Below are 26,132 nucleotides of genomic sequence, written 5' to 3'. Positions count from 1 at the left end.
GTATCAGAGCCCGGCGGGCGGTGCCGTCGGCTGCTGATCGGCTACTGCCTCGTAGCGTATCGGCGCGTCTACGGGAGCGCAGTGCGGTCTTTGCCACACCTAACCTGGCTTGCATGACGTCGAACAATGCGCGTGGCATCAACGGTGGCGAGGAGCGCGGGCCGGGGGCCCGGGGAGCTTCGGGGGCCGCGGGGTCCGCGAGCCGCTGGGCCGACCTGGAGCGGCCACCGCTGAACGCCACGGCGCTGCGGCGCGCGCTGGTGCGCCCCGGCGGGTTGTGGACGGCGCTGGACGTGGTGCCGACGACCGGGTCCACCAACGCCGACCTCGTCGCCCGGGTCACCGGGGCCGGGGGCGGCCCGGTGGCGGAGGGCGCGGTGCTGGTCGCCGAGGAGCAGACGGCGGGGCGCGGACGGCTGGACCGCAGGTGGAGCGCGCCGGCGCGGTCGGGGCTCTTCTTCTCCGTACTGCTGCGGCCCGGGCCGGGGGTGCCGGTCGAGCGCTGGGGGTGGCTGCCGCTGCTCGCCGGGGTGGCCGCCGCGACGGGCCTGAGCCGGGCCGCGGGCGTGGACACCTCCCTCAAGTGGCCCAACGACCTGCTGGTGACGGTGGACGGCGCGGAGCGCAAGGCGGGCGGCATCCTCGCCGAGCGGGCGGGGAGCGACGCCGTGGTGCTCGGCATCGGCATCAACGTCACGCTCGCGGCGACGGAGCTGCCGGTGCCGACGGCCGGTTCGCTGGCGCTCGCCGGGGCGGTCTGCACGGACCGGGACCCGCTGCTGCGGTCGGTGCTGCGCTCGCTGGAGCAGTGGTACGGGGACTGGCGCCGGGCAGGTGGGGACCCCACCGTCTCGAACGTGCAAGAGGCATATGCTGCCGGGTGTGCCACGCTGGGCCGTACCGTACGGGCCGAACTGCCGGGCGGCCGGTCGCTGACCGGCGAGGCGGTCGCGCTCGACGGGGACGGCCGGCTGGTCCTGGCCCTTCCGGACGGTGTGCGGGAGGCGGTCGGGGCCGGCGACGTGGTGCATCTGCGGGCCGCCGGCGCTGCCGGCCCGGAGTGACGGGCCGGGGCGTACCGGTCCCGTCGCGAGGACGTGAGCCAGGGCACACCTGCCGTATCGTTGAGGCGATCGAGCGACAGATCGGCAGGCAGTTGCGCAGGGAAAGGGCAGGAGGCGGCTGGTGACCGTCGACGACACCACTTCCGGCGCGGACGCGTCCGATGGCTCCGAACGATCCTCCGGTACGAGTTCTTCCGGTTCGGGCTCCTCGGGCTCCTCGGGCTCCTCTGGGACGGGCTCCTCGGGCTCCTCCGGCTCCTCTGGAACGGGCTCCTCGGGCGCGGTGCACCCCACCCCGCACCACGCCGTCGACCACACCGCCGAGCCCACCGACGACCCCCTCGCCATCCGCCTCGAACAGCTCATCCTCGGCGCGGAGCGCCGCTACACCCCGTTCCAGGCGGCCCGTACGGCCGGCGTCTCCATGGACCTGGCCTCCCGCTTCTGGCGGGCCATGGGCTTCGCCGACATCGGCCAGGCGAAGGCGCTCACCGAGGCCGACGTCCTCGCGCTGCGCCGGCTCGCCGGCCTCGTCGAAGCGGGCCTGCTGAGCGAGCCCATGGCGATCCAGGTCGCCCGCTCCACCGGGCAGACCACCGCCCGGCTCGCCGAATGGCAGATCGACTCCTTCCTGGAGGGCCTGACCGAGCCGCCCGAGCCCGGCATGACCCGTACGGAAGTCACGTACCCCCTGATCGAGTTGCTGCTCCCGGAGCTCCAGGAGTTCCTGGTCTACGTGTGGCGCCGACAGCTCGCCGCCGCGACCGGCCGGGTCGTCCAGGCCGCGGACGACGAGGAGATGGTCGACCGCCGCCTCGCCGTGGGCTTCGCCGACCTCGTCGGCTTCACCCGGCTCACCCGCCGGCTGGAGGAAGAGGAACTGGGCGAGCTGGTCGAGGTCTTCGAGACCACCGCGGCCGACCTGGTCGCCGCGCACGGCGGCCGGCTCATCAAGACGCTCGGCGACGAGGTGCTGTACGCGGCGGACGACGCCGGCACCGCCTCCGAGATCGCCATGCGGCTGATCGACACCATGCGGCAGGACGAATCGATGCCCTCGCTGCGCGTCGGCATCGCCTTCGGCACGGTCACGACCCGGATGGGGGACGTCTTCGGCACCACGGTGAACCTCGCCAGCCGGCTGACGTCGATAGCGCCGAAGGACACGGTCCTGGTGGACGGCGCGTTCGCGCTGGAGCTGATCAGGACCGGGGACGCGCCCAAGTCGGAGACGCAGGCGGCGGAGGAGGCCGCGGCGGCGGAGAAGGAGGGCGAGCCGGCGCCCCCGTACCGCTACGCGCTCCAACCGATGTGGCAGCGGCCGGTGCGCGGGCTCGGCATCGTGGAGCCCTGGCTGCTTTCCCGCAGGTCGTAGGGCGTACGTCGCCGGTCATCGGCCACCTGCCACCTGCCATCGGCCATCGGTCGGCAAGGGCCTCTCGCCCGGTGGGTCGGGGCCGCCTATGATCCGGTGAACCATCGTTAACCTGTTCGCCGTTTCAGCGTTTCGCCATTCCGCCGTTTCGCCATTTCGCCGTTCTACCGGTTCACCGGTTCACCGGGAGGGTGCCAGATGTCCGTGCCGTCTTCGTCCTTGGAGCAGTCGCAGCGCTACGGGGACTTCGTGCTCGTCCGCAGGCACGGGCACGTCGCCGAACTCGTCCTCGACCGGCCCGAGGCCATGAACGCCGTGTCCACCGGCATGGCGCTCGCCATTGCCGACGCGTGCGCGGCGCTCGCCGCGGACCGGGACGTCAGGGTCACCGTGCTGACCTCCTCCAGCGACCGGGCGTTCTGCGTCGGCGCGGACCTCAAGGAGCGGAACTCCTTCAGCGACGCGGACCTGCTGCGGCAGCGGCCGACCTCGCGCGCCGCCTACACCGGAGTGCTGGAGCTGCCGATGCCGGCGGTCGCCGCGGTGCACGGCTACGCGCTGGGCGGGGGCTTCGAGCTGGCGCTCGCCTGCGACGTGATCGTGGGCGACGCGACCGCGGTCGTCGCCCTGCCCGAGGTGGCGGTGGGCGTGATCCCCGGTGGCGGGGGCACCCAACTGCTGCCCCGCCGGGTCGGTGCGGCGCGCGCCGCCGAGTTGGTGTTCAGCGCCCGCCGGGTGGCGGCGCAGGAGGCGCGGGAGCTGGGGTTGGTGGACGAACTCGCGGACGACGCCCGCACCGCCGCGCTCGCCCTCGCCGGGCGGATCGCCGCGAACTCCCCGGTGGGCCTGCGCGCCGCGAAGCGCGCCCTGCGGCTCGGGCAGGGGCTTGACCTGCGGGCCGGTCTGGAGGTGGAGGACGCGGCGTGGCGCACGGTGGCCTTCTCCGGGGACCGGGCGGAGGGGGTCGCCGCGTTCAACGAGAAGCGGAAGCCGCAGTGGCCCGGGGAGTGAGCACCCGCCATGATCACCCTGCGTCACCGCGGGAGGGCCGTCAAACCGATCAAAACCATTGAACCTCCCTAAGCTGGGGTGATGGCAGAGGATCGGCGGTTGCGGGCCGTAGTCTCACTGGCCCAGGCGATGGCTGCGGCGCAGACCCCGCGCGAGTTCTGGCGCGCGGCGGCGCTGGGCGCCTGCTCCGCCCTGAACGGCTCCTTCGCCGCGCTGTCGGTGTGGGAGCGGGAGCTGGGGCGGCTGAAGGTCCTGGTGAACGCGGGGGAGCGGGCTCCGGGCGAGGAGGAGTTCCCGGAGTCGGAGACGTATCCCGTCAATCGCTTCCCCGAGATCACGGAGTTCCTGCACGAGCGCTGGGCGGGCGGCGGGGAGCCGGAGGCGTGGGTGGAGACGGCGGAGTCGGGGGCGGTCCCCGCGGAGGGGGCGGCGTCCTGGTCCGACCCGGGCCGGGACTCGACCGTCCCGGAGTACGGCCCCCTCCCGGCGCGCGGGTACCGGCACCCGTCGGCGACGTACGGCGGCGCGGGCGGCCGGGCGTCCGCCCTGCGGCGCCGCCGCCGCGGGTGCTGCGTGGTCGCGCCGATCGTGCTGCACGGGCGGGCTTGGGGCGAGCTGTACGTGGCCCGTCCGCTCGGGGCGCCGGTGTTCGGGCGGGACGAGGCCCACTTCGCGACGGTGCTGGCGTCCGTCGTCGCCGCGGGCATCGCGCAGAACGAACGGCTGGAAGAAGTGCGCCGGCTGGCCTTCACCGACCCGCTGACCGGGCTGGCGAACCGACGCGCGGTGGACGCCCGGCTCGACGAGGCGCTGGAACTGCACCGCGCCGACGGCACCGTGGTCAGCCTGGTCGTCTGCGACCTCAACGGGTTGAAGCGGGTCAACGACACCCTCGGCCACGCCGTCGGGGACCGTCTGCTGGAACGGTTCGGCTCGGTGCTGTCGCTGTGCGGGGCGATGCTGACGGACGCGCTGGCGGCGCGGCTGGGCGGCGACGAGTTCTGCCTGGTGTGCGTGGGGCCCACGGCGGACGAGGTGGTGCGCGCGGCGGCCGAGCTGTGCGGGCGGGCGGCGGAGTTGGAGTTGGGGGAGGGGGTGGCGTGCGGGGTCGCGTCCACGGGCGACCCCATCGGGCAGGTCAGAAGCGCGCGCCGGCTGTTCCGCCTGGCGGACGCGGCGCAGTACCGGGCGAAGGCGGAGGGGGCGGTGGGGCCGGTGGTGGCGGGCCGGGACGGTGCGGTGCTGAGGCTGGCGGACGAGCCGGCCCGCGGCCGGGTCCGCGACCGCCGCCGCTTCCGCGACGCGGCGGACTGACGGGGCGCCCTCATGGCTGACGGGGCGACCTCGCCGTTGCCGCGCGCCCTGCGGGCGTGCTGACACGGGTGCCTTCGCCACCGCCGCCGTACGTGCTGCGCCCGGGCTGGGTGGGGCGACCCCGCCGTTGCCCTACGGGCTGTTTGGCCTCTGCGGCCTAGTGGGTGGCTTGTCGCGCAGTTCCCAGCGCCCCTGTGTGCCTTCTGCCGTCGAGTAGCTGCGGGTGCTCAGGGGCAACGATGCCCCCAGACAACTCAGGGGCGCGGGGAACTGCGCGACAAGCCACCCACGGCCCGCAGAGGCCAAACAGCCCGTAGGGAAACGGCGGGGTGTCCAGGGGCGCTGGGGTCCCCCATGCCCTCTGGGCGTAGGGAGCGGAACTGCGCGAACAAGCCACAGCGGACCCGCAGGGACTGATCCCGCCCGCTGGGTAACGGCGGTGGTGTCCTCAGGGGCGCTGGGGTCCCCCTCAGCGGATCCGTGGCGGCCAACGCACTCGCGGCGCCACGGCGGTGGTGTCCAGGGGTGCCTGGTTGACGCACGGCGGAACCGCGCGGGCAACCGCAACGCGCCCCCGGGGAACCTCACGCCGCCCCGCCGGTGGCGAATGCGCAACGGGCCCGTGACATGGGGGAATTCAGTACGTACGCTGCTGAATATGGATATGCAAACCGTGGTGGTGCGCACCTCCGGGGCCACCCGCGCCGACGTCATCGCCGTGGCCCGCCACGGCGCCCAGGTCCGGATCTCCCAGGACGCCCTGGACGCGCTCGCCGCGTCCCGCGCCGTCGTCGACGCCCTCGCCGCCAAGCCCGAGCCCGTGTACGGCGTGTCCACCGGCTTCGGCGCGCTCGCCACCCGGCACATCGGACAAGACCTGCGCGCGCAGCTCCAGCGGAACATCGTGCGCTCGCACGCGGCCGGCATGGGGGACCGCGTGGAGCGCGAGGTGGTGCGGGCGCTGATGTTCCTGCGGCTGAAGACGTTGTGTTCGGGGCACACCGGCGTACGGCCCGAAGTCGCCCGCACCATGGCGGACGTGCTGAACGCCGGCATCACCCCCGCCGTCCACGAGTACGGCTCCCTCGGCTGCTCCGGCGACCTCGCGCCGCTCTCCCACTGCGCCCTGACCTTGTTGGGCGAGGGCGAAGCGGAGGGGCCCGACGGGCGGCTGCGGCCCGCCGGCGAACTGCTCGCGGAGCACGGCATCGCCCCCGTCGAGCTGCGCGAGAAGGAGGGGCTCGCCCTCCTCAACGGCACCGACGGCATGCTCGGCATGCTGATCATGGCGATCGACGACCTCCAGCGGCTGCACACCAGCGCCGACATCACCGCCGCGCTCTCGCTCGAAGCGCTCCTCGGCACCGAGCGGGTCCTCGCGCCCGAGCTGCACGCCATCCGGCCGCACCCCGGGCAGGCCGTGGCCGCCGCCAACATGGCCGCCGTGCTCAAGGGGTCCGGGCTCACCGGGCACTACCAGCAGGACGAGGCGCCGCGGGTCCAGGACGCGTACTCCGTACGTTGTGCGCCCCAGGTCTCCGGCGCGGGCCGGGACACCCTCGCGCACGCCCTGCTGGTCGCCGAGCGCGAGCTGGCCGCGGCCGTGGACAACCCGGTGGTCCTGCCGGCGCAGGGCAGGGTGGAGTCCAACGGGAACTTCCACGGCGCCCCCGTCGCGTACGTCCTCGACTTCCTCGCCATCGCCGCCGCCGACCTCGGCTCGATCGCCGAGCGCCGCACGGACCGCCTCCTCGACAAGAACCGGAGCCACGGCCTGCCGCCGTTCCTCGCCGAGGACCCGGGCGTCGACTCCGGGCTGATGATCGCCCAGTACACCCAGGCCGCGCTGGTCAGCGAGATGAAGCGGCTCGCGGTGCCGGCGTCCGCCGACTCGATCCCGTCGTCGGCGATGCAGGAGGACCACGTCTCGATGGGCTGGTCCGCGGCCCGCAAGCTGCGCACCGCCGTGGCCGCGCTCGGCCGGATCGTCGCGGTCGAGCTGTACGCGGCGACCCGGGCCGTCGAGCTGCGGCACGGCCTCACGCCCGCGCCCGCCACCCGGGCCGCCGTCGACGCGCTGCGGGCGGCGGGCGTGGCGGGGCCGGGTCCGGACCGCTTCCTCGCGCCGGACCTGGCGGCGGCGGAGGCGTTCGTACGGGACGGTCGGCTCGTTGCGGCGGTGGAAGAGGTCACCGGTCCGCTGGGATAGTGCCGGGGCCCGGCTCAGCGGTCGTGAGTCGGGCCCGTACCCCGGCCGGTGCAACCGGCAGGGCCGGCCGGACCGGCAGGGCCGGACGACGCAGACGGAGAAGCGGAACCGGAAGGCGCTCCTCCGCGGCGGAGGGCGAAGGTCACCGAGGCCACCCCGACCGCGAGGAAGGCCGTGCCGCCGAGCACCGGCGGGGTGAGGTCCACGCTGCCCGGGTCGGTGAGCCGCAGCTCGTCCCGTCCGACCGCCCCGACCCCGGTCGTGACGGAATCCGCCGACGGCCGGCCGTCGGTCGCGTTCGCCGAGGGTACGAACCACAGCGCGCACAGCAGGGCCCCCGCGGCAGCGGCGGTCAGCAGTGGTCGGCGAGCGACGGGCACAGAGGTGATCCCCCTTGTGGAATCGTGGACTTGGGCGGTGGGCTGATGCTAGTGAACGCGGCGGTCGCCGCGAAAGCTGGATGTTCACAGCTGCGTAACAGAGGTGTGCCGACCTCGTCCCGGTCGGCGCGGGACCACGGAAAGCGCCGAGCGGTCACCGTGTGTACGGTGAAACGGTATGTACGGTGAAGGGGTGTCCCGCGGCGGGCCCTTGCCGGCCCGTGCCGGTACCGGGGCCGGGGAAGGCCGTGTCGGGCGGTGCGCCGAACGGCGTACCGTGGCTGGCGGGGCAGCTGGCGGAAAAGTCGGGGCGACGGTGGAGAACGAGGCGTCCGCGGCGGCCGGGACGGCCCCCGCAGTGGCGTCCGTCACATTCCCGGACGGATGTGGAACCGGGCACCTCGGAATACTCGAAATAGGTGGTGTCCCCCGTGCTCGGTGAGGGGACTCGGCGACGATGGAGAAGCGTGTGATGACGGACAGCAAGCGGCGGCGTCGGGCCCTCGCAGCCGCCTCCGCTGTGCTCGGCGGCGTACTGGTGTTGTCGGCTTGTGGCGGGGACGGGGACAAGGGCAGCGGCGACGCCGCCAAGAAGTCGCAGGCCCAGGTCGACGAGGCCGCCGCCAAGGCGGTGTCGAAGGCTCGAATAGCCATCGAGCCCAAGAACTCCACGAGCAACGCGAGCATCAACAACGCCAAGGTCACCGTCACCGACGGCACCCTGACCAAGGTCACGATGACCAGCTCCGAGGGCGCGGAGGTCAAGGGCACCCTCGCCGCCGACGGCAAGAGCTGGAAGCCCGACGCCAGCCTGAAGCGCTCCACCACCTACAAGGTGTCCGCCAGCGCGAAGGACGAGAAGGGCCTCGTCGCCTTCGAGAACTCCTCCTTCACCACCGTCTCGCCGAGTAACAGCTTCATCGGCAACTTCACCCCCGAGGACGGCTCCACCGTCGGCGTCGGGATGCCGGTGTCCATCACCTTCAACAAGCCGATCAGCAACAAGAAGGCCGTCCAGTCCGCGATCTCGGTCAGCTCCACCGGCGGCCAGGAGATCGTCGGCCACTGGTTCAGCTCCCAGCGCCTGGACTTCCGTCCCGACCAGTACTGGAAGGAAGGCTCCACCGTCACGCTGAAGCTGGCCCTGGACGGCGTCGAGGGCTCGCAGGGCGTCTTCGGCGTCCAGCAGAAGACGGTCACCTTCAAGGTCGGCCGCAACCAGGTCTCCACCGTCGACGCCGCGACCAAGATGATGACGGTCAAGCGCAACGGCAAGGTCGTCAGGGAGATCCCGATCTCCGCCGGCGCCCCGGGCACCCCGACGTACAACGGTCAGATGGTGATCTCCGAGAAGTTCAAGGAGACCCGGATGAACGGCGCCACCGTCGGCTTCACCGACTCCGACGGCAAGGGCGAGTACGACATCAAGGACGTTCCGCACGCGATGCGGCTGTCCACCTCCGGCACCTTCATCCACGGCAACTACTGGGGTGCCGACTCCATCTTCGGCAAGTCCAACACCAGCCACGGCTGCGTGGGCCTGAACGACGCCAAGGGCGCCAACGACCCGAACCAGCAGGGCGCCTGGTTCTTCAACAACTCGATGATCGGCGACGTCGTCATCGTGCAGAACTCCAAGGACAAGACCATCAAGCCCGACAACGGCTTGAACGGCTGGAACATGGACTGGGCGTCCTGGAAGGCCGGATCCGCGGCCTGACCGGCCCGGGGCGCCGAGGCTTCGAATCGCCGCGTCCCTGCACCACTGAGTCGCTGAACGGTGGCGGCACCCCCGCAAGGGGGTGCCGCCACCGTCTTTTCGCGCCGTGCGCGCAGGGCTCACAGCCCGAGCCGGGTCAGCTGCTCCTCGTACGTGATCGTCACGTCCTCCAGGTCGCCCTGCGGGTCGTCCCAGAGCGCGGCCAACTCCGCCTTCACGTCCGCCGGCAGCGCCTCGTACCGCGCGGACCAACTCTCGCCGCCCGGCGCCCAGTAGCCGACGACCTTGAAGCGCTCGGTGGGCAGGGCGAGCGTCTTGCGCAGGTGCTTGCGCACGGAGCGCAGCGCGGTCGTCTCGCCCGCCACCCAGATGTAGGTGCCGGCGAGCTCGGCGCGCGGGGGCACCGCGGCGGTGACGAGTTCGGCGAGCCGGCTCGGCCCGTGGCCGTTGCCGCCGTACGTCCAGGTGACCTTGGCCCGCGGGTGCGTGGGCAACGGCTGTACGGAGCGCTCGTCGGGCACCTCGACGACCGCGCGGGTGACGACGTCCTGCGGGGTGTTCTCCAGGATGCGGGCGAGCGCCGGCAGCCCCGTCAGGTCGCAGACGAGGAACTGCCGGGCGAGGTCGGCCGGCGGGTCGTACAGGCCGGTCGGGGCGTTCAGGCCGAGCGGGTCGCCGGGGCGCGCCGCCGCGGCCCAGGGGCCCGCGATCCCGTCGTCGTGCAGCACGAAGTCGATGTCTATCTCGGCGGCTTCGGGCCGCGCGGCACGGACGGTGAAGGTGCGCACGGGGGCGGTGGGGCGGCCCTCGGGGGTCTCCCAGCCGCTGCCGCTGGACACCGGCAGCGACAGTTCCCGGCGGTCGGTCCCGTGCGGGAAGAAGAGGCGCACGTACTCGTCGCCCACCCCGGTCGAGACGAAGGCGGGAACGTCGTCGCCGGCGAACGTGATGCGGACCATGGTGTCGCTCAGCGGCCGCACGCGGGAGACGGTGGCACGGTAAATGGTCATGGCTCAGGGCTCCTTGCTCGGCGTCGCCTCGGCGCCCCCGGCCGCGGGGTCGGACCCCCGGAGCACGGGCGTGGCGAATGCCCCGCCCCATGGGCGCCCTGGCGCAGCAGCAATCGACATGAAGTTAGGTTAGCCTAACTTCACCTCGGGTCGGGATGCCCCAAGCGGCCCCGTCAGATGCCTCGACCCACCGGCCGCCAGGGGCCGTTGCCCACACCTACAACGGCCCCGTTTCACCACCCACACGCCCCGCGCGCGCGGGCGGCTCAGCAGCCCGAGCCTCCGCTTCGCGAAAGTCGGTACGCAGAGTCCAACCGGTACTCCCCGGCCTCCTTCACCGTCAGCCGGGTGAACTCACCCGCCGGCTCCAAACACGCGCCCTCGGCCCGCAGCCACGGCGAGTGCGCCACCCGTATCGTCACCGACCCGGGCTGCGGCATCCGTACGACCAACTCGGCCGGGTCCAGGCTCACGACCTGCGCCGGGGCCTCCACCAACGGCACCGCGTCCCTCACCCGGTAGATCGTCCAGTGCTCGTCGTGCCAGACCCGCTTCAAATAGTCGGGGCCGCTGCGCACCAACGCAGCCTCCTCCTCCGCCGGGCCGTCCGGACGGCCGTGGTGCAGCACCACGAAGCCCACCGCCCACCGGTCCAGCCACGCCCGGTACGTCTGCGGGCTCAGCGAACCGTCATAGAACAGCCGGCCGCGCTCCACGTCCAACTGCCGGTTCCACCCACGGGCCAGATTCACGTGCGGGGCCAGCAAAGTCGCCTCCCGGTGGTTCCGGGCGGGGACCGCCTCCACGCGCGTGCGGTCCGCGCCCAGGCGCTGCAACTCCGCAATGACCCCGTCGGTGTGCTGCGCCCAGGCGGGCGGGGTGTTCGACACGACGAGGTCGTCCTCCGTCTTGTCGACCAACCAGGACGCGTTCACCACGAAGGCCACGGCCAGCACGACCACCAACAGGCCCGCCCCGACCCTGGCCGCGACTCCTGCTCCGGCCGCGACTCCTGCTCCGGCCGCGACTCCTGCTCCGGCCGTGGCTCCGGGCCTGGCTCCCGTGACCGCCGGCGCGGCGGACCCCGGCTCCGGCCCTGCGGTCGGTCCGGTCGACGCAACCGGCCCGACCTCCGCGTCCGTGCTCCGCGAGGACTTCGCCCGCAGCGCGCCCCACACCAGGGCGCCGCTGGTGAGCACCGCGGCCAGCAGCACGGGCGGGCCGGCGAGACCGACCAGCCGCTCCACGTTCCGCCCGATGGGGGAGGGCGTGAAGTACGTGAGCACCACGCCCAGTGCGTACACCGCGGCCGCGTACCGCACCAACCGCCACTCGCGGACGGACGGCGCGGCCAGTACCACCACCGCGCAGACGAAGAGCGGCATCCACAGCTTCCCCGACTGCATCGGCATCTCGCCGTTGAAGGGGAACAGCAGCGTCGTCATGCCCACCACCGCCGCGGGCGGCACCAACAGCGCCGCCGCCTTCCACCACTGGCGATCCAGCAGCCACGCCGCGCCCACGACCACCAGGAACAGGCCCGCCACCGGACTCGCCGCGGTCGACAGCGCCGCGCACAGCGCGGCGAGCGTCACCGTCCGCGTCGACCGGCGCTCCACCCCCGCCAGCGCCACCAGGGCGAACAGCCCTATCGCCGTGCCGAGCGCGAAGGTCGTACGGCCGGACGCGACATTGGCCCACAGGGCGAGCGCCCCGGCGAGCGCGGGCCACGCCGGGCGGCGCAGCCCGCTGCGCACGCACAGCAGGGCGAGCGCCCAGGTGCCGCCGAGCCCGGCGGCGACCGAGACCGCCTTCACGCCCAACAGCGCCATCAGCGGAGGGGCGAGCAGGCTGTAATTCGCGGTGTGCGTGCCGCCGTACCACGACAGGTTGTAAGCGGCGCCGGGGTGCTGCTCGGTGAAGCCCATCCACGCCAACTGGGCCGCGAGGTCACCGCCGCCGGTGGCCAGCCGGCCGGCCCACAGCACGTACAGCGGCACGACGAAGGCGGTGGCCAGCAGCGGTATGCGCCACCACGAGGACGACGCACCCCGCTGCCCCTGCTGCCCGCCGCCGCCATCGCTGCCGCTGCTGCCGGTTCCGGTGCCGGTCGTGCTTCCGTCGGTCCTGCCGACCCGTCCGTCCCGGGCACCATCCATCGCACGCGCCCCTTCCGGCGCGTGCCCGGTGCTCCCCGAGACGGGTGACGTCTGTGCCGCTTCGCTGATCCCCACGCACAAAACCCTAACCGCGACGGCGAAACTCGCCCCGAGCCTGTGGACAACACCCGACCGCCGCCTGTGGACAACAACCACCGACCATGGATCGCACCAGGTCACACCGGACCCGGCCGGACCGGCACCAGTCATACCGGTCCGGCCTGGACGCGACGGGCCACTGCGCGACGCAGGGGACCACACCATGACGCGAGGAACCACAACGTGATGCGAGGGATCACAACGTGACGCGAGTGACCACAGCGCGACGCGAGGGATCACGCCGCCTGACGCCCCGAGCGCAGCTCCAGCCGGTCGCCGCCGAAGCCGCTGCGGAACCTGCGGTCGTGGGAGACCGCGACGACCGCCCCCGCGTACGACCCCAACGCCTCCTCCAACTCCTCCACCAGGCTCAGCGCCACGTGGTTCGTCGGCTCGTCGAGGACGAGCAGGTCGGCCGGGGCCACCAGCAGCCGCGCCAGCTCCAACCGCCGCCGCTGCCCGACGGAGAGGGCCGCGACGGGCACGGACAGGTCGTCCGCCCGGAACAGACCGAGGTCGAGGAGCTCGTCCGCGTACTCGTCGGCGTGGCCGGGGCGCCCCGCCGCGTACGCGGCCAGCAGCGGCTTCTGCGACGGCACGGCCGGCAACTCCTGCGGCAGATAGCCGACCGCGACGCCCTCGGCGCGTGCCACCGTGCCCCGGTCGGGACGCAGGTCACCCGCGAGCACCCGCAGCAGGGTCGTCTTGCCCGCGCCGTTCGGGCCCGTCACCAGCAGCCGCTGCCCGGGCGCCACGCACAGCGCGTCCAGCCGCAGCCGATCCGCGACGGCGACGTCCGTCAGCTCGGCCACCGGCCCCCTCCCACACGAGGCCCCGCTCTCGTCCCCGTCGGCCGTGGCCACCGGTCGACCGGTGAACCGCAGCGGCTCGGGCGGCGCCGCCACCGGCTCCCGCCGCAGCCGCTCCAACCGCTGCCGCGCCGCCCTGACCTGCCCCGACAGCTTCGCCTCGGAGGACCTGCGGTGCTTGCCGAAGCCCTGCCCGGGGTCCTTCCCGGTGGCCGCGAGCCGTGCCCCGGCCGCCGCGACCAACTCCTCCGTGGCCGCCAACTCCGCCACGTACTCCTGGTGCTCCTGCTCCCGGCGCCGCCGGGCCGCGGCCTTCGCGGCGCGATAGCCCTCCCAGCCGTCGCCGTACCGGTGGACCGCACGGGTGTCCCGGTCCACCTCCAGGACGGTGGTGGCCACGCGCTCCAAGAACGCCCGGTCGTGGGTGACGGCGACGACCGTGCCGCGGTGCGCCCGCAAGTGCGCCTCCAGCCAGGTGACCGCCGCCAGATCGAGGTGGTTCGTCGGCTCGTCGAGCAATAGAAGCTCGGCCGCCGAAGCCAACACGCAGGCCAGCGCCAGCCGTGCCTGCTCGCCGCCGGAGAGCGTGCCGAGCGTCCGGGACCGCTCGACGCCGTGCAGCCCGAGGCCGTTGAGCGCGGCGTCCACCCGCGCGTCCGCCTCGTACCCGCCGCGCTCCTCGAACGCGGTCAGCAGCTCCCCGTAGGCCGCGAGGCCCTCCTCGTCCGGATCGGCGCCGAGGCCCTGCTCGGCCTCCCGGATCCGCCGCTCCAGCTCCCGCAACTCGGCGAGGGCCGCGTCCACCGCGTCCTGCACGGTGTGGTCCGGCCCGAGCCCGAACGTCAGGGCCAACGTCTGGGCCAGGTGCCCGGTGCCGCCCGGGGCACTGACCGTGACGGTGCCGCTGTCGGGCGGAGCGGCGCCCGCGATCAGCCGCAGCAGAGTCGACTTCCCGGAGCCGTTCTCGCCGATCACCGCGGCGCGCTCGCCGGGGCGCACGGTGAAGGTCACGTGGTCGAGTACGGAACGGGTGCCGTACGCCGCGGAGACGTCCTTGAAGGTCAATTGGGCGCGTTCGCGCATGGTTCTTCCCCTGGGGGTGGTCTGGCTCACATCGGATCAGGACAGCGAAAAGCGACCACCGGCGGAGCGGTCAGACGCTCGACGCCGCGGCGGCCGCGGTCCCGATCAGACGAAGAAGAAGAGCTTGAAGGCACCCATGCGTCCACCGTAACGGAGGCGCGGGCACGACGCCGAACCGTTTTCCCCAGCGCAGTGGTAGCCGAAGAGGGCCGGCCGGAGTCGCCCCACGCTCCGACCGGCCCCCCTCAGCGCAGTGGCTACCTCCCCAGGTACGCGTCGTGGATCGTCACCGAGCTGCTGTTCCCCTGCCGGTCGACGACGTGGGCACGGAGCGCGACGCCCTCGCCCGCCCGCGGGTTCACCAGCGTGATCCGCCCGCGCCGCACCGGCACCTCACGCCACGTCGCACCGCCGTCGTACGAGGCGTGCACCCGCAGCGCCGCGAGGTTCCGCCCGGCCGCCGCGCCCTGCACCGTCACCGGGAACGTCTGTCGGCGCCCCGCCGGCGCGGTGGAGTCCAGCCCGACGGACGGGACGAAGCGCACCGTGGACAGCGGTAGCACGGTCTCCGCCGCCGCCGTGTCCGAGGTGAACGTCCACGAGGCGTCCACCCGGCCCGCCACCCGCGAGACGTCCGCCGACCGGCGCACCGACGAGGCGAGCGTGTACGTGTGACGCCCGGCAGGCAGCGTGAACAGCGGATCCTCCACCAGCACCTTGTCCGTCAGGAGGTCGTCGTCGATCCGGGTGACCAGCTCCGAACCGCGGTGCAAGGTGGTGGTCGCGCTGGTGTACGTCGAATCGCCCGGGTGGCCCCGGCCGTCCGCGACCAGCGGCACCTGCCCGTACACCGCGTCGCCCTGCCGGGCGAGCCGGCTGTCCAGGTCGAGCAGCGGGCCGTGGACGGCGGTGTTGAAGTCGATCCGGTGCGAGGTCCCCGGCCGGAAGGCGCGCAGGGCGGAGAAGCCGTGCAAGGTCTCCAACTCGTCCCCGGACGGTCCCTCGGCCGACCACTGCCCGTACCGCAGGTCCCAAGCGACGCCGTCGCCCGTGGACAGCCACACGTCGCGGTGGCCGCCCGCCTCGTGGTGGGTGGAGTAGCCGAAGCCCGCGCCGTTGGGCATCTCGCCGATTGGCAACAACTCGCCACGCTTACCGGGAACGGAAGAGCCCAGACCGACCTTGATGCGCGCGAACTCGCCGCGCGTGTGCTTCTTGGCCAGGCCGGTGGGGAACCGCCCGCGCCGGCCGTCGCGCAGCGCGTCAACCGCGACGTCGTACCGCCGGTCCGGACCCGACCAGGACCCGTGCCAGGAGAACGCCGTCCGGCCGTCGGCGGAATCGGGACCGAGGTGCGCGGTTCGCAGGTCGGTCCCCGACTCCAGGCCGGTGAAGCTGCTGTAGCCCAGCGCGTCCCGGCCACGGTCCAGGCCGTACGTGATCACCGACATCTCCTCTTGCGCCCGCGCGTCGGGCACGGAGACGAGGACCGGCTCGGCGCTACGGGCGTCCACCGTGACTGTCGTCTTCCCCGTGACGTTCAACTCGGGCTGGAGGACCTTGTCGAACGTGGCGCCGTCCGAACCGCCGTCCCCGCCCGCGCGGTACGACGACGCGTCCAAGAAGTAGCGGCCCTTCGGCAGCCGGAACGACGCCGAACCGGACGACAGGTTCGGCCGGTGGACGGCGTCCGCGCCCTCGCCGGTCATCGCGTACAGCAGTGCGACGGCGTTCGTGTCGGGCCTGCCGTCCCGCCCGACGGCGTTGAGCGTGACGTCGTACGACTCCCCCTCGCGGTCGACGCTGACGGCGGTGCGGACCGACTGGCCGCCGCCGGTGGCCACGACGGTGGCGTGGTAGCCGGCGTCCTGCGCGCCCACCGCATCGGTGTCCGCGGTGACGTCCACGGCGACGCTGCCGCCGGCCGGCACTGTCACCCGCCGCTGGCCGAGCGCGAACAACCCGGCCGGGGCAGCCGCACCGCCGGGGCCGCTCGCCCCGGCCAGCGCCAGCTCCAGCGCGACCGCCGCGGTGCCGGAATTGCGGTACGTCAGCTTCCGGGTGATGGGGGCGTCGTCCTCACGGGGCCACAGTTGCGGGCCCAGATCGAGCACGGCGGGCGCCGCGGTCACGGACTGGGCGACGGCCCGGTCCACGGCGATGCGGCCCGTGCCCTGCTCGGGCACCGGGTACGAGCCCGGCACGGCCGAGCCGACCAGGGCCGACTTCAACTCGGCCGCCGTCCAGTCGGGGTGCTGCTGCTTCAACAGCGCCGCGGCGCCCGCGACGTGCGGAGTCGCCATGGACGTCCCCGAGATGGTGACGTACCCCTCCGGCCGCTGGCCCACCGCCTTCTCGATCGCGCTGCCCGCGGCGGACGCCGCGGTGACGTCGACGCCCGGGGCGGTCACGTCGGGCTTGGCGGCGGAGTCCCCGCGGCGCGGGCCGCGGCTGGAGAACTCCGCGAGCCGCTCGTCACCGTCGACCGCGCCGACGGTGAGGGCGGCGTCCGCGGCGCCGGGGGAACCGAGCGTACGGGCGTCGGGGCCGGAGTTGCCCGCGGCGATCGCGAACAGGACGCCCTTCTGCTCGGTCAACGCGTTGACCTGGGCCTCGACCGGATCCACCCCGACGCTGTCCGGGCCGCCGAGACTGAGGTTGACGACGTCGGCGCCGTGCGCCACGGCCCAGTCGATGCCGGCCATGATGCCGGAGTCGCTGCCCGAGCCGAAGTCGCTGAGCACCTTGGCGTTCAGCACCTGCGCGCCCGGCGCGACGCCCTTGTAGACGCCGCCCGACTTCGCGCCGGTGCCGGCCGCGGTGGACGCGACGTGCGTGCCGTGCCCGTGGCGGTCCTCGGTGCCCGGCGACGTGGAGAAGTTCGCCGCGCCGACGACCTTGCCCCGCAGATCGGGGTGCGCGGCGTCGACACCGGTGTCGAGGACGGCGACGGTGACGCCGCTGCCGTCGTACTTCCGCTGCCAGACCGCCGGCGCCCCGATCTGCGCCACGGTCGTGTCCAGGCTGGCCTTCTTGATGCCGTCCAGCCAGATGCGGGAGATCCCCGCGGAGGGCGCGACGGCGCCGTCCCGCCCGGTCCGGGTGAGCGCCCGCCACAGGGCGGCCCCGCTGTCGGGCGCCGCGGTGACGGCGTCCGCGTTCGCCGACTCCAACGTCCGGTGAACGGCGACCCCGTCCGCGCCCCGCACCCCCTCGCGGGCCTCCTTCGCCTTCGTGCTGCGGTAACTGACGATGACCTTGAGCCCGTCGGCGTAAGCCGCCCGGCTCTCCGGCCGGCTCAACTCGGTGACGTCGAACAGCCGCTCGTCGAGGGCGCCGGCCGCCAGCAACTGCTGCGCGTCGTACGGCACGACGTAGGTGCGCCCGCCGGCGGTGTGCGAGAGGACCGGCATCCCCTCGCGCCCCTCCGCCCGCCGCACCTCGACGACCTGCCCCCGCTCCCCGAGCACCACCCGGTCCCCGGTCACCAACGTCACCGCCTGCGCCCCCGGCCCGCTGGCCCGCGCACCCCCGCCAGGCGCCCGATCCGCCCCCGGACCGACCATGCCGACGCTCAACACCACCCCGACGCCGACGGCCACGGTGGTCCGCCCGACCCTCAACACCCGTCTACGCACGTCTCCTCCTGGAGCCGAGACCCGACCTCACGAACACGTCCGCCCCGTCTGGGGAAGTATGTCCGCGCGCCCGGCCCGCCCAACGGCGTGATCGGTACCCACGCGAGGCGGCGTCGCGCGACTTCCACGAACAGATCATGACCATCAATCGAGGCGCCGCCAAGCCGGAGCTTCCCTTCTGACCCCGGCGCCCGGTCCTGCTGCTGGCAGCGCTTACCACGTGATTTTGTTCGGCCCCGCGAGCCCAATGCTGATGGGGGCTGGTCGCGCGAGGGTGAGTCCGCTCCACCGCTCCAGTTCGTCCGCGTGGCTGCCGACCGCCGTTGCCCGGGCGACGGCTACGGCTTCTTCCGGCATCGACTCACCATGGCGGGAGAGCAGAGCCAGCGGCCAGGCCGGATTGCCTGACTGCTCACCGTCGAAAGGGCGCCAGTTCCAGGCCGCATCGAACCGCCAGGCGCGTCCGTTCTGGTCGGCAACCTCATCACCCGGTTCGAGGAAGGCGTATGGACGGAAGACCAGCTCGATGCGTATCGGTTCACCGCCGGCCGGATCGATCGTGTAGCCCTGCTCCTCAAGGTCAGGATCGTAGGTCTCACCCTGTCGCAGGACCTCAACGTAGGATGCGGGCCGGGGCAGCATGCCGGTGACCAGGGGCGGATCGAAGCTGTGGACCGCTTGGACATGCACCACGGTCGCGGGGACTCCCACCAGGCAGGTGTCGCCCGACTTCAGCACGGTTTCCGCAGGTTCTGTCCGAAAGAGCTCCCACTCGCGGGCCGCTGGCATCGGAAGCGCCCTCTGTCCATTCCACCTGAAGTCCTCGGCCTGGGGATCCACCTCCAGCCACGGCCACTTCACGGACACGTAGTCCCGGGTGATCCCGGACACGGCGGTCTCAGTGAACGGGCACTCCAACAACAGCACGTCACCGGTCCGGTAGTCGCGATTCATGGACGCATCTTGCATGCCTGCTCTGACAAGCGACCGAATGAGTAACCGGCGTGACGGGGAGACGGCCCGCAGACGCCCCACCTCGGTTTGTGGCGTTGTAGAACGCCACGAGGGATTGGGAACCTGTTGCCGCTGCCCGTCTCGCAACATGTAAAACAGCACGGGTAGTGAGCCCGTCTGTCGGCGTCGTGCCGTCTCACTCTCCCAGGTGATGGGTGAGGTGAGGCGGCGCGACTGCTGTACGACGTGGCGCCGTGCGGCTACTTCTCCGTAGGTTCCGACGCGGGTGAGATGCCGGTGGGGCACGACGCGCCCCAGTTCGTTTCGAACGGGTCACCTAGCTTGACGCCCGTGCCGCCGATGCCGCAGTAACCCGCGGGGTTCTTGTCCAAGTACTGCTGGTGGTAGCCCTCCGCCGGGTAGAACGGGCGGCCCTCGGCAGGGAGGAGCTCGGTGGTGATCGTGCCGTAGCCCGAGGAGGCGAGGACCTGCTGGTAGGCGTCGCGGGAGGTCGCCGCGGTCACGGCCTGGGCAGGGGTGTGGGTGTAGATCGCGGAGCGGTACTGGGTGCCGACGTCATTGCCCTGGCGGAAGCCCTGGGTGGGGTCGTGGGACTCCCAGAAGACCTTCAGGAGCTGCTCGTACGAGACGACGGACGGGTCGTAGACGACGCGGACCGCTTCGGTGTGGCCGGTGAGGCCGGAGCACGCCTCTTCGTACGTCGGGTTCGGGGTGTGGCCGCCCTGGTAGCCGACGAGGGTGGTCCAGACGCCGGGGACCTGCCAGAACTTGCGCTCGGCGCCCCAGAAACAGCCCAGGCCGAAGTCCGCGACCTCCAGGCCGTCGGGGTAGGGGCCGGCGAGAGGGGTGTCCAGGACGGTGTGGCGTTCGGGGACGGAGAACGCGGGGGCGGGGCGGCCCGGGAGGGCCTCCTCGGGGGTGGGGAGGACGGGCGCGCGGCGGGACAGGAACATGCGGATTCCTCCTCGGAGGTCGGTACCTCCACAACGCACGGGACGCGGCGGACATTCCGGAAGCGGTACGGGCAGGGCCCGCAGGGGCCCGGGCGCTCAGCCGCGGAGCATCGCGGGGGTGCCCCCGTTCGCCTCGAAGCCGGCGACCGCGAGGTTCCGGTAGACGGTGTACTCCGCGGCCGGGTCCTCGCTGAGAGTCCACGGCAGGGCCCCCACGTGACCGTCGATGTGGACGAGCTGGCTCATCGCCTCCGCCCAGCGCTCGGAGCGGACGAGGAAGAGCACCAGCAGGTGGCGGACGTGGGCGAGCATCGGGTCGTCCGGGCGGGCCGAGTGGACCGCGTAGAGCGCGCCCTCGACCGCCTTGGAGACCACCGCGCTGCGGTAGAAGTCCTGCATCAGCACGACCTCGGGGACGTGCTCGTGCACCGCGAACAGGGGGAGCGCCGCCAGCAGCGAGCCCTTGGGAGCGCGGGCCGCGGCCGTCGTGGCGAAGTGGTCGGCCTCTTCGCGGGAGCCGTGCCACTTCTCGCCGAGGTAGAGCAGGGCGACCAGGTGCGCGCCCATGTGCTCCGGCGCACGGTCGATGACCTTCGCCCAGAGCTGGTCGAACTGCTCGTGGCTGTAGCCCAGGCCGCGGGCGACGGCCAGCTCGATGACGTACGGAACGGGGTCGTCCGGAGCGAGCCGCGCGGCCTCGGCGCAGACCGTGCGCGCCTCCTCCAGGATCATCCGGAAGTCGTCCTGGCCGACGGAGGAGGACCGCCACGCCTGCTGGACCAGGAACTGGGCGTGCACCTGCGCGGCGCCCGCGTCCTGCGGGGCCTCGGCGCGCCAGGTGCGCAGCCAGGCGCCGCCCGCGCCGGGCTTCTGGTGCAGCTCCAGGGAGGCCGCGCCGGCGAACGCCTGGACGCGCTGCCAGCGCACCTCGCCGCGCGCCGGGGTGCCGGCGAGGAGCTGGGACGCGGCGCGCCAGTTCTGCGTGTGCTGGACGACCTCCAGGACGTCGAGGAGGTCCCGGTCCGGACCGGGGAGGCGGAGGTCCAGCTCCTCCTGGCGCAGGAACCCGTAGTCGTCCGGGTTCGCAGCGTCGGGGGAAGCGGGGTCGACCACCTGAAGGCCGCCCGAGCGGCGTCGGCGCATGAACGGCGTGACGACGCAGATCAGCAGGCCCACCGCGATCAGGAACCAGAGAATCTCCATGGCCCCATTGTCCCGGACCCGCTCGGAAACGGGCCACGCCCGGTCCCCGTTCCCCGCATCGGGGCACGGAGTTGTCCACAAGTGGCGCGTTGTCCACAGGCCAACACAGCGCCGCCGGGGCAGGACTAGTCTCGGGCCTCATGAGCCACCAGCACAGCTTCGACCACCTCGAAACCCTCGCCATCCACGCGGGCAACACCGCCGATCCGCTCACCGGCGCCGTCGTGCCGCCGATCTATCAGGTGTCCACCTACAAGCAGGACGGAGTGGGCGGGCTGCGCGGCGGCTACGAGTACAGCCGCAGCGCCAATCCGACCCGCACCGCCCTGGAGGAGAACCTCGCCGCGCTGGAGGGCGGGCGCCGCGGCCTGGCCTTCGCGTCCGGCCTGGCCGCGGAGGACTGCCTGCTGCGCACCCTCCTGGTCCCCGGCGACCACGTCGTGATCCCCAACGACGCGTACGGCGGCACCTTCCGCCTCTTCGCGAAGGTCGTCGCCCGCTGGGGCGTGGAGTGGTCGGTCGCCGACACCTCCGACCCGGCGGCCGTGCGCGCGGCGATCACCCCGAAGACCAAGGTCATCTGGGTCGAGACCCCGTCCAATCCGCTGCTCGGCATCACGGACATCGCGGCGCTCGCCGAGGTCGCGCACTCCGCCGACGCCCGGCTCGTGGTGGACAACACCTTCGCCAGCCCCTACCTCCAGCAGCCCATCGCGCTGGGTGCCGACGTCGTCGTGCACTCCCTCACCAAGTACATGGGCGGCCACTCGGACGTGGTCGGCGGCGCGCTGGTCGCCGCGGACGCGGCGGTCGGCGACGACCTGGCCTTCCACCAGAACGCGATGGGCGCGGTCGCCGGCCCCTTCGACTCCTGGTTGGTGCTCCGCGGCATCAAGACGCTGCCGGTGCGCATGGACCGGCACAGTGCGAACGCCGGCCGGGTCGCCGAGATGTTGACCAACCACCCCAAGGTCACTCAGGTGCTGTATCCGGGCCTGCCGGACCACCCGGGCCACGAGATCGCCGCGAAGCAGATGAAGTCCTTCGGCGGGATGGTGTCGTTCCGCGTCGAGGGCGGCGAGGCGGCGGCGGTCGAGGTGTGCAATCGTGCCCGGCTGTTCACCCTCGGTGAGTCCCTGGGCGGCGTGGAGTCGTTGATCGAGCACCCGGGTCGGATGACGCACGCGTCCGTCGCGGGCTCCGCGCTGGAGGTGCCGGCCGACCTGGTGCGGCTCTCGGTGGGCATCGAGGCGGTCGACGACCTCCTCGCCGACCTCCAGCAGGCGCTGGGCTGAGGCCGGACGCAAAGGTGCCGCCTCCGACAGCGCAGAGGCGGCACCCGCGAAATTCAGATCAGACTCAGACGAGCCAGCCCACGAAGTGGAGGACGCCGGCGAGCAGGTCGGTCAGAACGTTCATTGTTGCTTCTCCTGTGTCTTGCGTTCACGTGCGTGGGACTACGCACGCCACGTGCTTGGGCAGCACGTGAGGGACATGCACAGGACGCCGGTCTGCAGCCCGTTCTTCCTGCGCACCACCAGAATCGTTGGGTCACAGGCTGCTCCGCAGGCACATGTGTACTCTGCACCCGATTCGGGGAGGCGCTGTCCGTCTGTTCGATTCAGGGGCCACGCAACGCCTGGCTACGCCGGGACCTTCTCGTCCTCCAGCAGTCCGCGGAGCTGTTCGCGGAACTCGGGAGAGTCGGTGTGGCCGTGGACGGCGACGGCGTGCGCCGTCGCGGCGCGCAGGACTTCGTCCTCCTCGCCGGAGATGGTGAGCGTGCAGTTCACTTCACTGGGGAACTTGCGGCAGTCAGCGACTTTCCTGGTCATGACGACCTCCTCGGACGTACACCGCTCCTTCCAGCATAGGCAGCTCGACGGCATCGGTCACGGGTTGTGAAACCACAGGTCAGACGCCCTCGACCGGTGGTGTCGTCGCTCTTGGGCCGGCCTCCCAGGGGGACGCCGTCGCCGCCCAGACCGTGAGCACCGCGATCAGGGCCAGCACCAGCACCCAGGCCGCGGCCCGGGCCGCGCGGCGGCGGCGCTGCATCCGGTGACCCCGTTCGACGGCGCGTGCGGCGATGTCGTGGGGCAGCGACGGATGGTGGCCGGCCAGCATCCGGCGCACGTTCTGCTGGCGGCGGGTCTCCGCGCTCATCCGCGTGCCGTCCGCGGGGCCGGCTCGGGTGCCGGCGGCTCCGGCAGCGCCGGCCGTTCGGGCTCCGCCAACCCATCCGGCTCACCCGACCTGCTCGGCTCACCGGGCCCGTCCCGCTCAGCAGCCTCTGCCCTGTCGAAGCCGGCGGAGCCAGCAGGGCCGGCGAGGCCAGTACGGCCAGTACGGCCGGCAGGGCAATCAGGGCCGGCGGCGCTGGCTTCGGCCGCGGCGACGGCCCGTTCGCACACCGTGTGGATCCGCTCCACCGGCAGCCCGAGCAGCGCCGCGGCCTGCTCTTCCGGGACGCCCTCGTAGAGCCGGAGCACCAGGACGAGCCGTTCGCGCGGGGTGAGGCGTTGCAGCACCCCGCCCCGCGCCCGGCGGAAGCGCCACGAGCAGCGGGCGAAGCGGATCGCGAGCTGTCGGCGGGTGCGCTCGTACGGGTCCTCGCCGCGCAGCCGGCCCCACTCGGCGTACGTGTGCGCGAGTGCGGCCGTCAGCAGCCGGCGGGCGTGCGGATTGTCCTCCGTGGTCTCGGAGGTCAGCAGGGTGGCGGCATGCAGCAGCCGGCCCCCCGCCCCCGCCATGAACGCTTCGAACTGTCGGGCACGGTGGTGCTTCACCACGGACCGCTGCCGCTCGCTCACGTCCTCATCTAGGAACAGGCGCGCGCCCCGGGTCAAGACGTCGGCGGACATTGCCCGTGCGTACGGGCGTGCGCCGGCGCCGTTCGAGGGGGAAGGGGGCGCGCGGCCCCGGTCGAAGGCCCGGCGGACGTGGACCCAGGTGGTCGGCGTACCAGGGTCGGTCACGAAGGAGGAGCAGGGCCGGACGGACCGGAGGGAACAGCAAGGGGAATGTGGGAGAAGGGGGAGCGGTCGGTCAGGTCACTGCGGGTGGCGCGTCCGCCCCGTTCTGTCGGGCGGAGAGCGCCTGGTTGAAGCGGGTGAGCAGGGAGGTGAAGGACTCGCGTTCGGAGTCCGACCACCCGTCCGTGACCTGTTCCATCAAGGCTCTGCGCGAATTGCGCACCTCCTCCAGTCGGGCCTGTCCGCGCGGGGAGAGTTGGAGCACGACGGCTCGGCCGTCCTCCGGGTGCGAGGTCCGCTTGACCAGTCCGGTGTCGACGAGCGGCGCGACCTGGCGGGTGACGGTCGACGAGTCGATGCCCATCCCCGCCGCGAGTGCTTTCACCCCCATCGGTCCTTCGCGGTCGAGCCGGTTGAGCAGGAGGTACGCGGCGCGGTCCATGGAGTTGCGGACCTGGCCGATGCCGGCGAGGCGGGTTTGCTCCGCGCGCCGTGCGAACAAAGCGACTTGGTGTTGTAGGGCGTCCAGGGGGCCGGGATCGAGACGGGTCGTCATGTCCTGAGTAGTGGGCATGGCAATGGGCTCTCTTGTACGGGAGCGGTCGATTGGTGGGGGACAGAGTACGCGGCTGGCAGGCGGTCCGTACGGGCCCTGGGAAAACCGGCGAGGAAGCAGCGGGGAAGGGCTCAACGTCGCCGAACGGGCTTGCCGCGCACCGTCGTACGCCGTCGAACGCGCCCGTCCCGAAGCTGCGAGACTGGAGGTCATGAGCTTCACGACGCGTGGCACCTTTCCCCCCGTGATCATCGACGACGTCCGGGGGGCGCAGAAGATGCTGACCGGCGTCGCCCGGGTCACCGCGCTGGAAGGCAGCCGCTACCTGTCCCGGCTGGTCGCCTCGCCGGTGCACCTGAAGTGCGAGAACCTCCAGCGCACCGGTTCGTTCAAGCTGCGCGGGGCGTACGTGCGGATCTCCGGGCTGCGCCCCGAGGAGCGCGCGGCGGGCGTCGTCGCCGCCTCGGCGGGCAACCACGCGCAGGGCGTGGCCCTCGCCTCCGCGCTGCTCGGAGTCCACTCGACCGTGTTCATGCCGCAGGGCGCCCCGCTGCCGAAGGTCGCGGCGACCCGCGAGTACGGCGCGGAGGTGCGGCTGCACGGCCAGGTGATCGAGGAGACGCTGGAGGCGGCGCAGGAGTACGCGCGTACGACCGGCGCGGTCTTCATTCACCCCTTCGACCACCCCGACGTGATCGCGGGGCAGGGCACGGTGGGCCTGGAGATCCTGGAACAGTGCCCGGAAGTGCGCACGATCGTGGTGGGCGTCGGCGGCGGCGGGCTGATCGCCGGCATCGCGGTGGCGGTGAAGGCGGTCCGGCCCGACGTGCGGATCGTCGGGGTGCAGGCGGAGGGCTCGGCGGCGTATCCGCCCTCGCTCTCGGTCGGGCGGCCGGTCGCGGTCGCGGCGCCGGTGACCATGGCGGACGGCATCAAGGTGGGCCGCCCGGGGGACGTGCCGTTCGCCCTCGTCCGCGACCTCGTCGACGAGGTGCGCACGGTGAGCGAGGACGCATTGTCCAGCGCGCTGCTGCTCTGCCTGGAGCGGGCGAAGATGGTGGTGGAGCCGGCGGGCGCGAGTCCGGTGGCGGCGCTTTTGAGCGATCCGCACTCCTTCGAGGGGCCGGTGGTCGCGGTGCTTTCGGGCGGCAACGTGGACCCGTTGCTGCTCCAACGCGTCCTGCGGCACGGGATGGCCGCCGCGGGCCGCTACCTGTCGCTGCGGCTGCGGCTCACGGACCGGCCGGGCGCGCTGGCTGGGTTGCTGTCCGCGCTGTCGGCGGTGGACGCCAATGTCCTGGACGTCAGCCACGTGCGCACCGACCCCCGGCTCGGGCTCTCCGAGGTCGAGGTGGAGTTGCAGTTGGAGACGAAGGGGCCCGAGCACTGCACCGAGGTCACGGCGGCGCTGTGGGCGGCGGGGTACGAGGTGGTCTCCCAGGGGTGATCGATGCGCCCCGGGGCAGACCGGCAGGCGTCTTGGAGCGATCGACGGGTCCCGGAGCGACCGGCGCATCCCGGGGCGACCGACGCGTCTCCCGGCGACCGACGGGTTCCGGATCGTCCGGCGCACCTCCCGGCGATCGACGCGCATCCCGG

The 26,132-nt window shown here is 72.7% G+C and carries 18 protein-coding genes and 1 pseudogene; 8 read left to right on the top strand and 11 right to left on the bottom strand.

The features are described from left to right. Positions 1-104: 104 nt before the first annotated feature. The 6 genes from ACH4E8_RS03625 (at position 105) to ACH4E8_RS03600 (ending at position 9,073) form a co-directional block, all read left to right on the top strand. Positions 105-1,064, top strand: a complete 960-nt coding sequence (locus ACH4E8_RS03625; RefSeq protein WP_398444725.1) for a biotin--[acetyl-CoA-carboxylase] ligase — start codon at positions 105-107, stop codon at positions 1,062-1,064. Between the two features lie 283 nt (positions 1,065-1,347). Then, positions 1,348-2,439, top strand: coding sequence for an adenylate/guanylate cyclase domain-containing protein (locus ACH4E8_RS03620; protein ID WP_398444723.1), 1,092 nt, complete (start codon positions 1,348-1,350; stop codon positions 2,437-2,439). Between the two features lie 198 nt (positions 2,440-2,637). Further along, entirely contained in the window at positions 2,638-3,450 is an 813-nt protein-coding gene (locus ACH4E8_RS03615; protein WP_398443949.1) for an enoyl-CoA hydratase/isomerase family protein, read from the top strand. An 81-nt stretch (positions 3,451-3,531) separates the two neighbouring features. Further along, positions 3,532-4,764, top strand: coding sequence for a diguanylate cyclase domain-containing protein (locus tag ACH4E8_RS03610; protein WP_398443947.1), 1,233 nt, complete (start codon positions 3,532-3,534; stop codon positions 4,762-4,764). A 664-nt stretch (positions 4,765-5,428) separates the two neighbouring features. Continuing rightward, a complete protein-coding gene (gene hutH / locus ACH4E8_RS03605) occupies positions 5,429-6,973 on the top strand; it encodes a histidine ammonia-lyase (RefSeq protein ID WP_398444720.1) in 1,545 nt (514 codons plus the stop codon). 837 nt (positions 6,974-7,810) lie between these two features. Continuing rightward, positions 7,811-9,073 carry an Ig-like domain-containing protein gene (locus ACH4E8_RS03600; protein ID WP_398443945.1) on the top strand — a complete coding sequence of 421 codons (1,263 nt, stop codon included), beginning with the start codon at positions 7,811-7,813 and terminating at the stop codon, positions 9,071-9,073. Positions 9,074-9,192: 119 nt separating this feature from the next. Here ACH4E8_RS03600 and ACH4E8_RS03595 read toward each other — a convergent pair whose 3' ends face one another. The 7 genes from ACH4E8_RS03595 to ACH4E8_RS03565 form a co-directional block, all read right to left on the bottom strand. Continuing rightward, a complete protein-coding gene (locus ACH4E8_RS03595) occupies positions 9,193-10,083 on the bottom strand; it encodes a siderophore-interacting protein (RefSeq protein WP_398443943.1) in 891 nt (296 codons plus the stop codon). A gap of 266 nt (positions 10,084-10,349) precedes the next feature. Continuing rightward, the gene (locus tag ACH4E8_RS03590) at positions 10,350-12,242 is read right to left on the bottom strand and encodes a hypothetical protein (protein WP_398443941.1); all 1,893 of its coding nucleotides are present in this window, start codon (positions 12,240-12,242) and stop codon (positions 10,350-10,352) included. Between the two features lie 335 nt (positions 12,243-12,577). Continuing rightward, complete coding sequence (abc-f, locus tag ACH4E8_RS03585) at positions 12,578-14,233, bottom strand: ribosomal protection-like ABC-F family protein (RefSeq protein WP_398443939.1); 1,656 nt, start codon at positions 14,231-14,233, stop codon at positions 12,578-12,580. Positions 14,234-14,490: 257 nt separating this feature from the next. Beyond that, on the bottom strand, positions 14,491-17,871 hold the full coding sequence (locus ACH4E8_RS03580; RefSeq protein ID WP_398443938.1) for a S8 family peptidase: 3,381 nt from the start codon (positions 17,869-17,871) through the stop codon (positions 14,491-14,493). A gap of 213 nt (positions 17,872-18,084) precedes the next feature. Beyond that, positions 18,085-18,825, bottom strand: a complete 741-nt coding sequence (locus ACH4E8_RS03575; RefSeq protein ID WP_398443936.1) for a hypothetical protein — start codon at positions 18,823-18,825, stop codon at positions 18,085-18,087. A 260-nt stretch (positions 18,826-19,085) separates the two neighbouring features. Next, positions 19,086-19,799: a peptide-methionine (S)-S-oxide reductase MsrA gene (msrA, locus tag ACH4E8_RS03570; protein WP_398443934.1), complete on the bottom strand. Its 714-nt coding sequence runs from the start codon at positions 19,797-19,799 to the stop codon at positions 19,086-19,088. Between the two features lie 96 nt (positions 19,800-19,895). Next, on the bottom strand, positions 19,896-21,002 hold the full coding sequence (locus ACH4E8_RS03565; protein ID WP_398443932.1) for a hypothetical protein: 1,107 nt from the start codon (positions 21,000-21,002) through the stop codon (positions 19,896-19,898). Between the two features lie 140 nt (positions 21,003-21,142). Here ACH4E8_RS03565 and ACH4E8_RS03560 point away from each other — a divergent pair, with 140 nt between their 5' ends. After that, a complete protein-coding gene (locus ACH4E8_RS03560; RefSeq protein WP_398443930.1) occupies positions 21,143-22,297 on the top strand; it encodes a cystathionine gamma-synthase in 1,155 nt (384 codons plus the stop codon). Positions 22,298-22,645: 348 nt separating this feature from the next. Here ACH4E8_RS03560 and ACH4E8_RS03555 read toward each other — a convergent pair whose 3' ends face one another. From ACH4E8_RS03555 to ACH4E8_RS03540, 4 genes and pseudogenes are all read right to left on the bottom strand, one after another. Further along, positions 22,646-22,837, bottom strand: coding sequence for a DUF1059 domain-containing protein (locus ACH4E8_RS03555; protein WP_398443928.1), 192 nt, complete (start codon positions 22,835-22,837; stop codon positions 22,646-22,648). 79 nt (positions 22,838-22,916) lie between these two features. Then, positions 22,917-23,168: a hypothetical protein gene (locus ACH4E8_RS03550; protein WP_398443927.1), complete on the bottom strand. Its 252-nt coding sequence runs from the start codon at positions 23,166-23,168 to the stop codon at positions 22,917-22,919. A 200-nt stretch (positions 23,169-23,368) separates the two neighbouring features. After that, positions 23,369-23,755, bottom strand: a pseudogene (locus ACH4E8_RS03545) (sigma factor-like helix-turn-helix DNA-binding protein); the annotation flags it as partial. Between the two features lie 295 nt (positions 23,756-24,050). After that, entirely contained in the window at positions 24,051-24,551 is a 501-nt protein-coding gene (locus ACH4E8_RS03540) for a MarR family winged helix-turn-helix transcriptional regulator (RefSeq protein WP_398443925.1), read from the bottom strand. Between the two features lie 193 nt (positions 24,552-24,744). Between ACH4E8_RS03540 and ilvA the strand changes: the two genes are divergently transcribed. After that, positions 24,745-25,980, top strand: a complete 1,236-nt coding sequence (gene ilvA, locus ACH4E8_RS03535) for a threonine ammonia-lyase (RefSeq protein ID WP_398443923.1) — start codon at positions 24,745-24,747, stop codon at positions 25,978-25,980. Positions 25,981-26,132 lie beyond the last annotated feature (152 nt).

The sequence above is a fragment of the Streptomyces sp. NPDC017979 genome, assembly GCF_044328175.1.
Taxonomy (GTDB): domain Bacteria; phylum Actinomycetota; class Actinomycetes; order Streptomycetales; family Streptomycetaceae; genus Streptomyces.
Note: the sequence above shows the minus strand (reverse complement) of the source record. Positions and strands in the feature narration are given on the sequence as shown.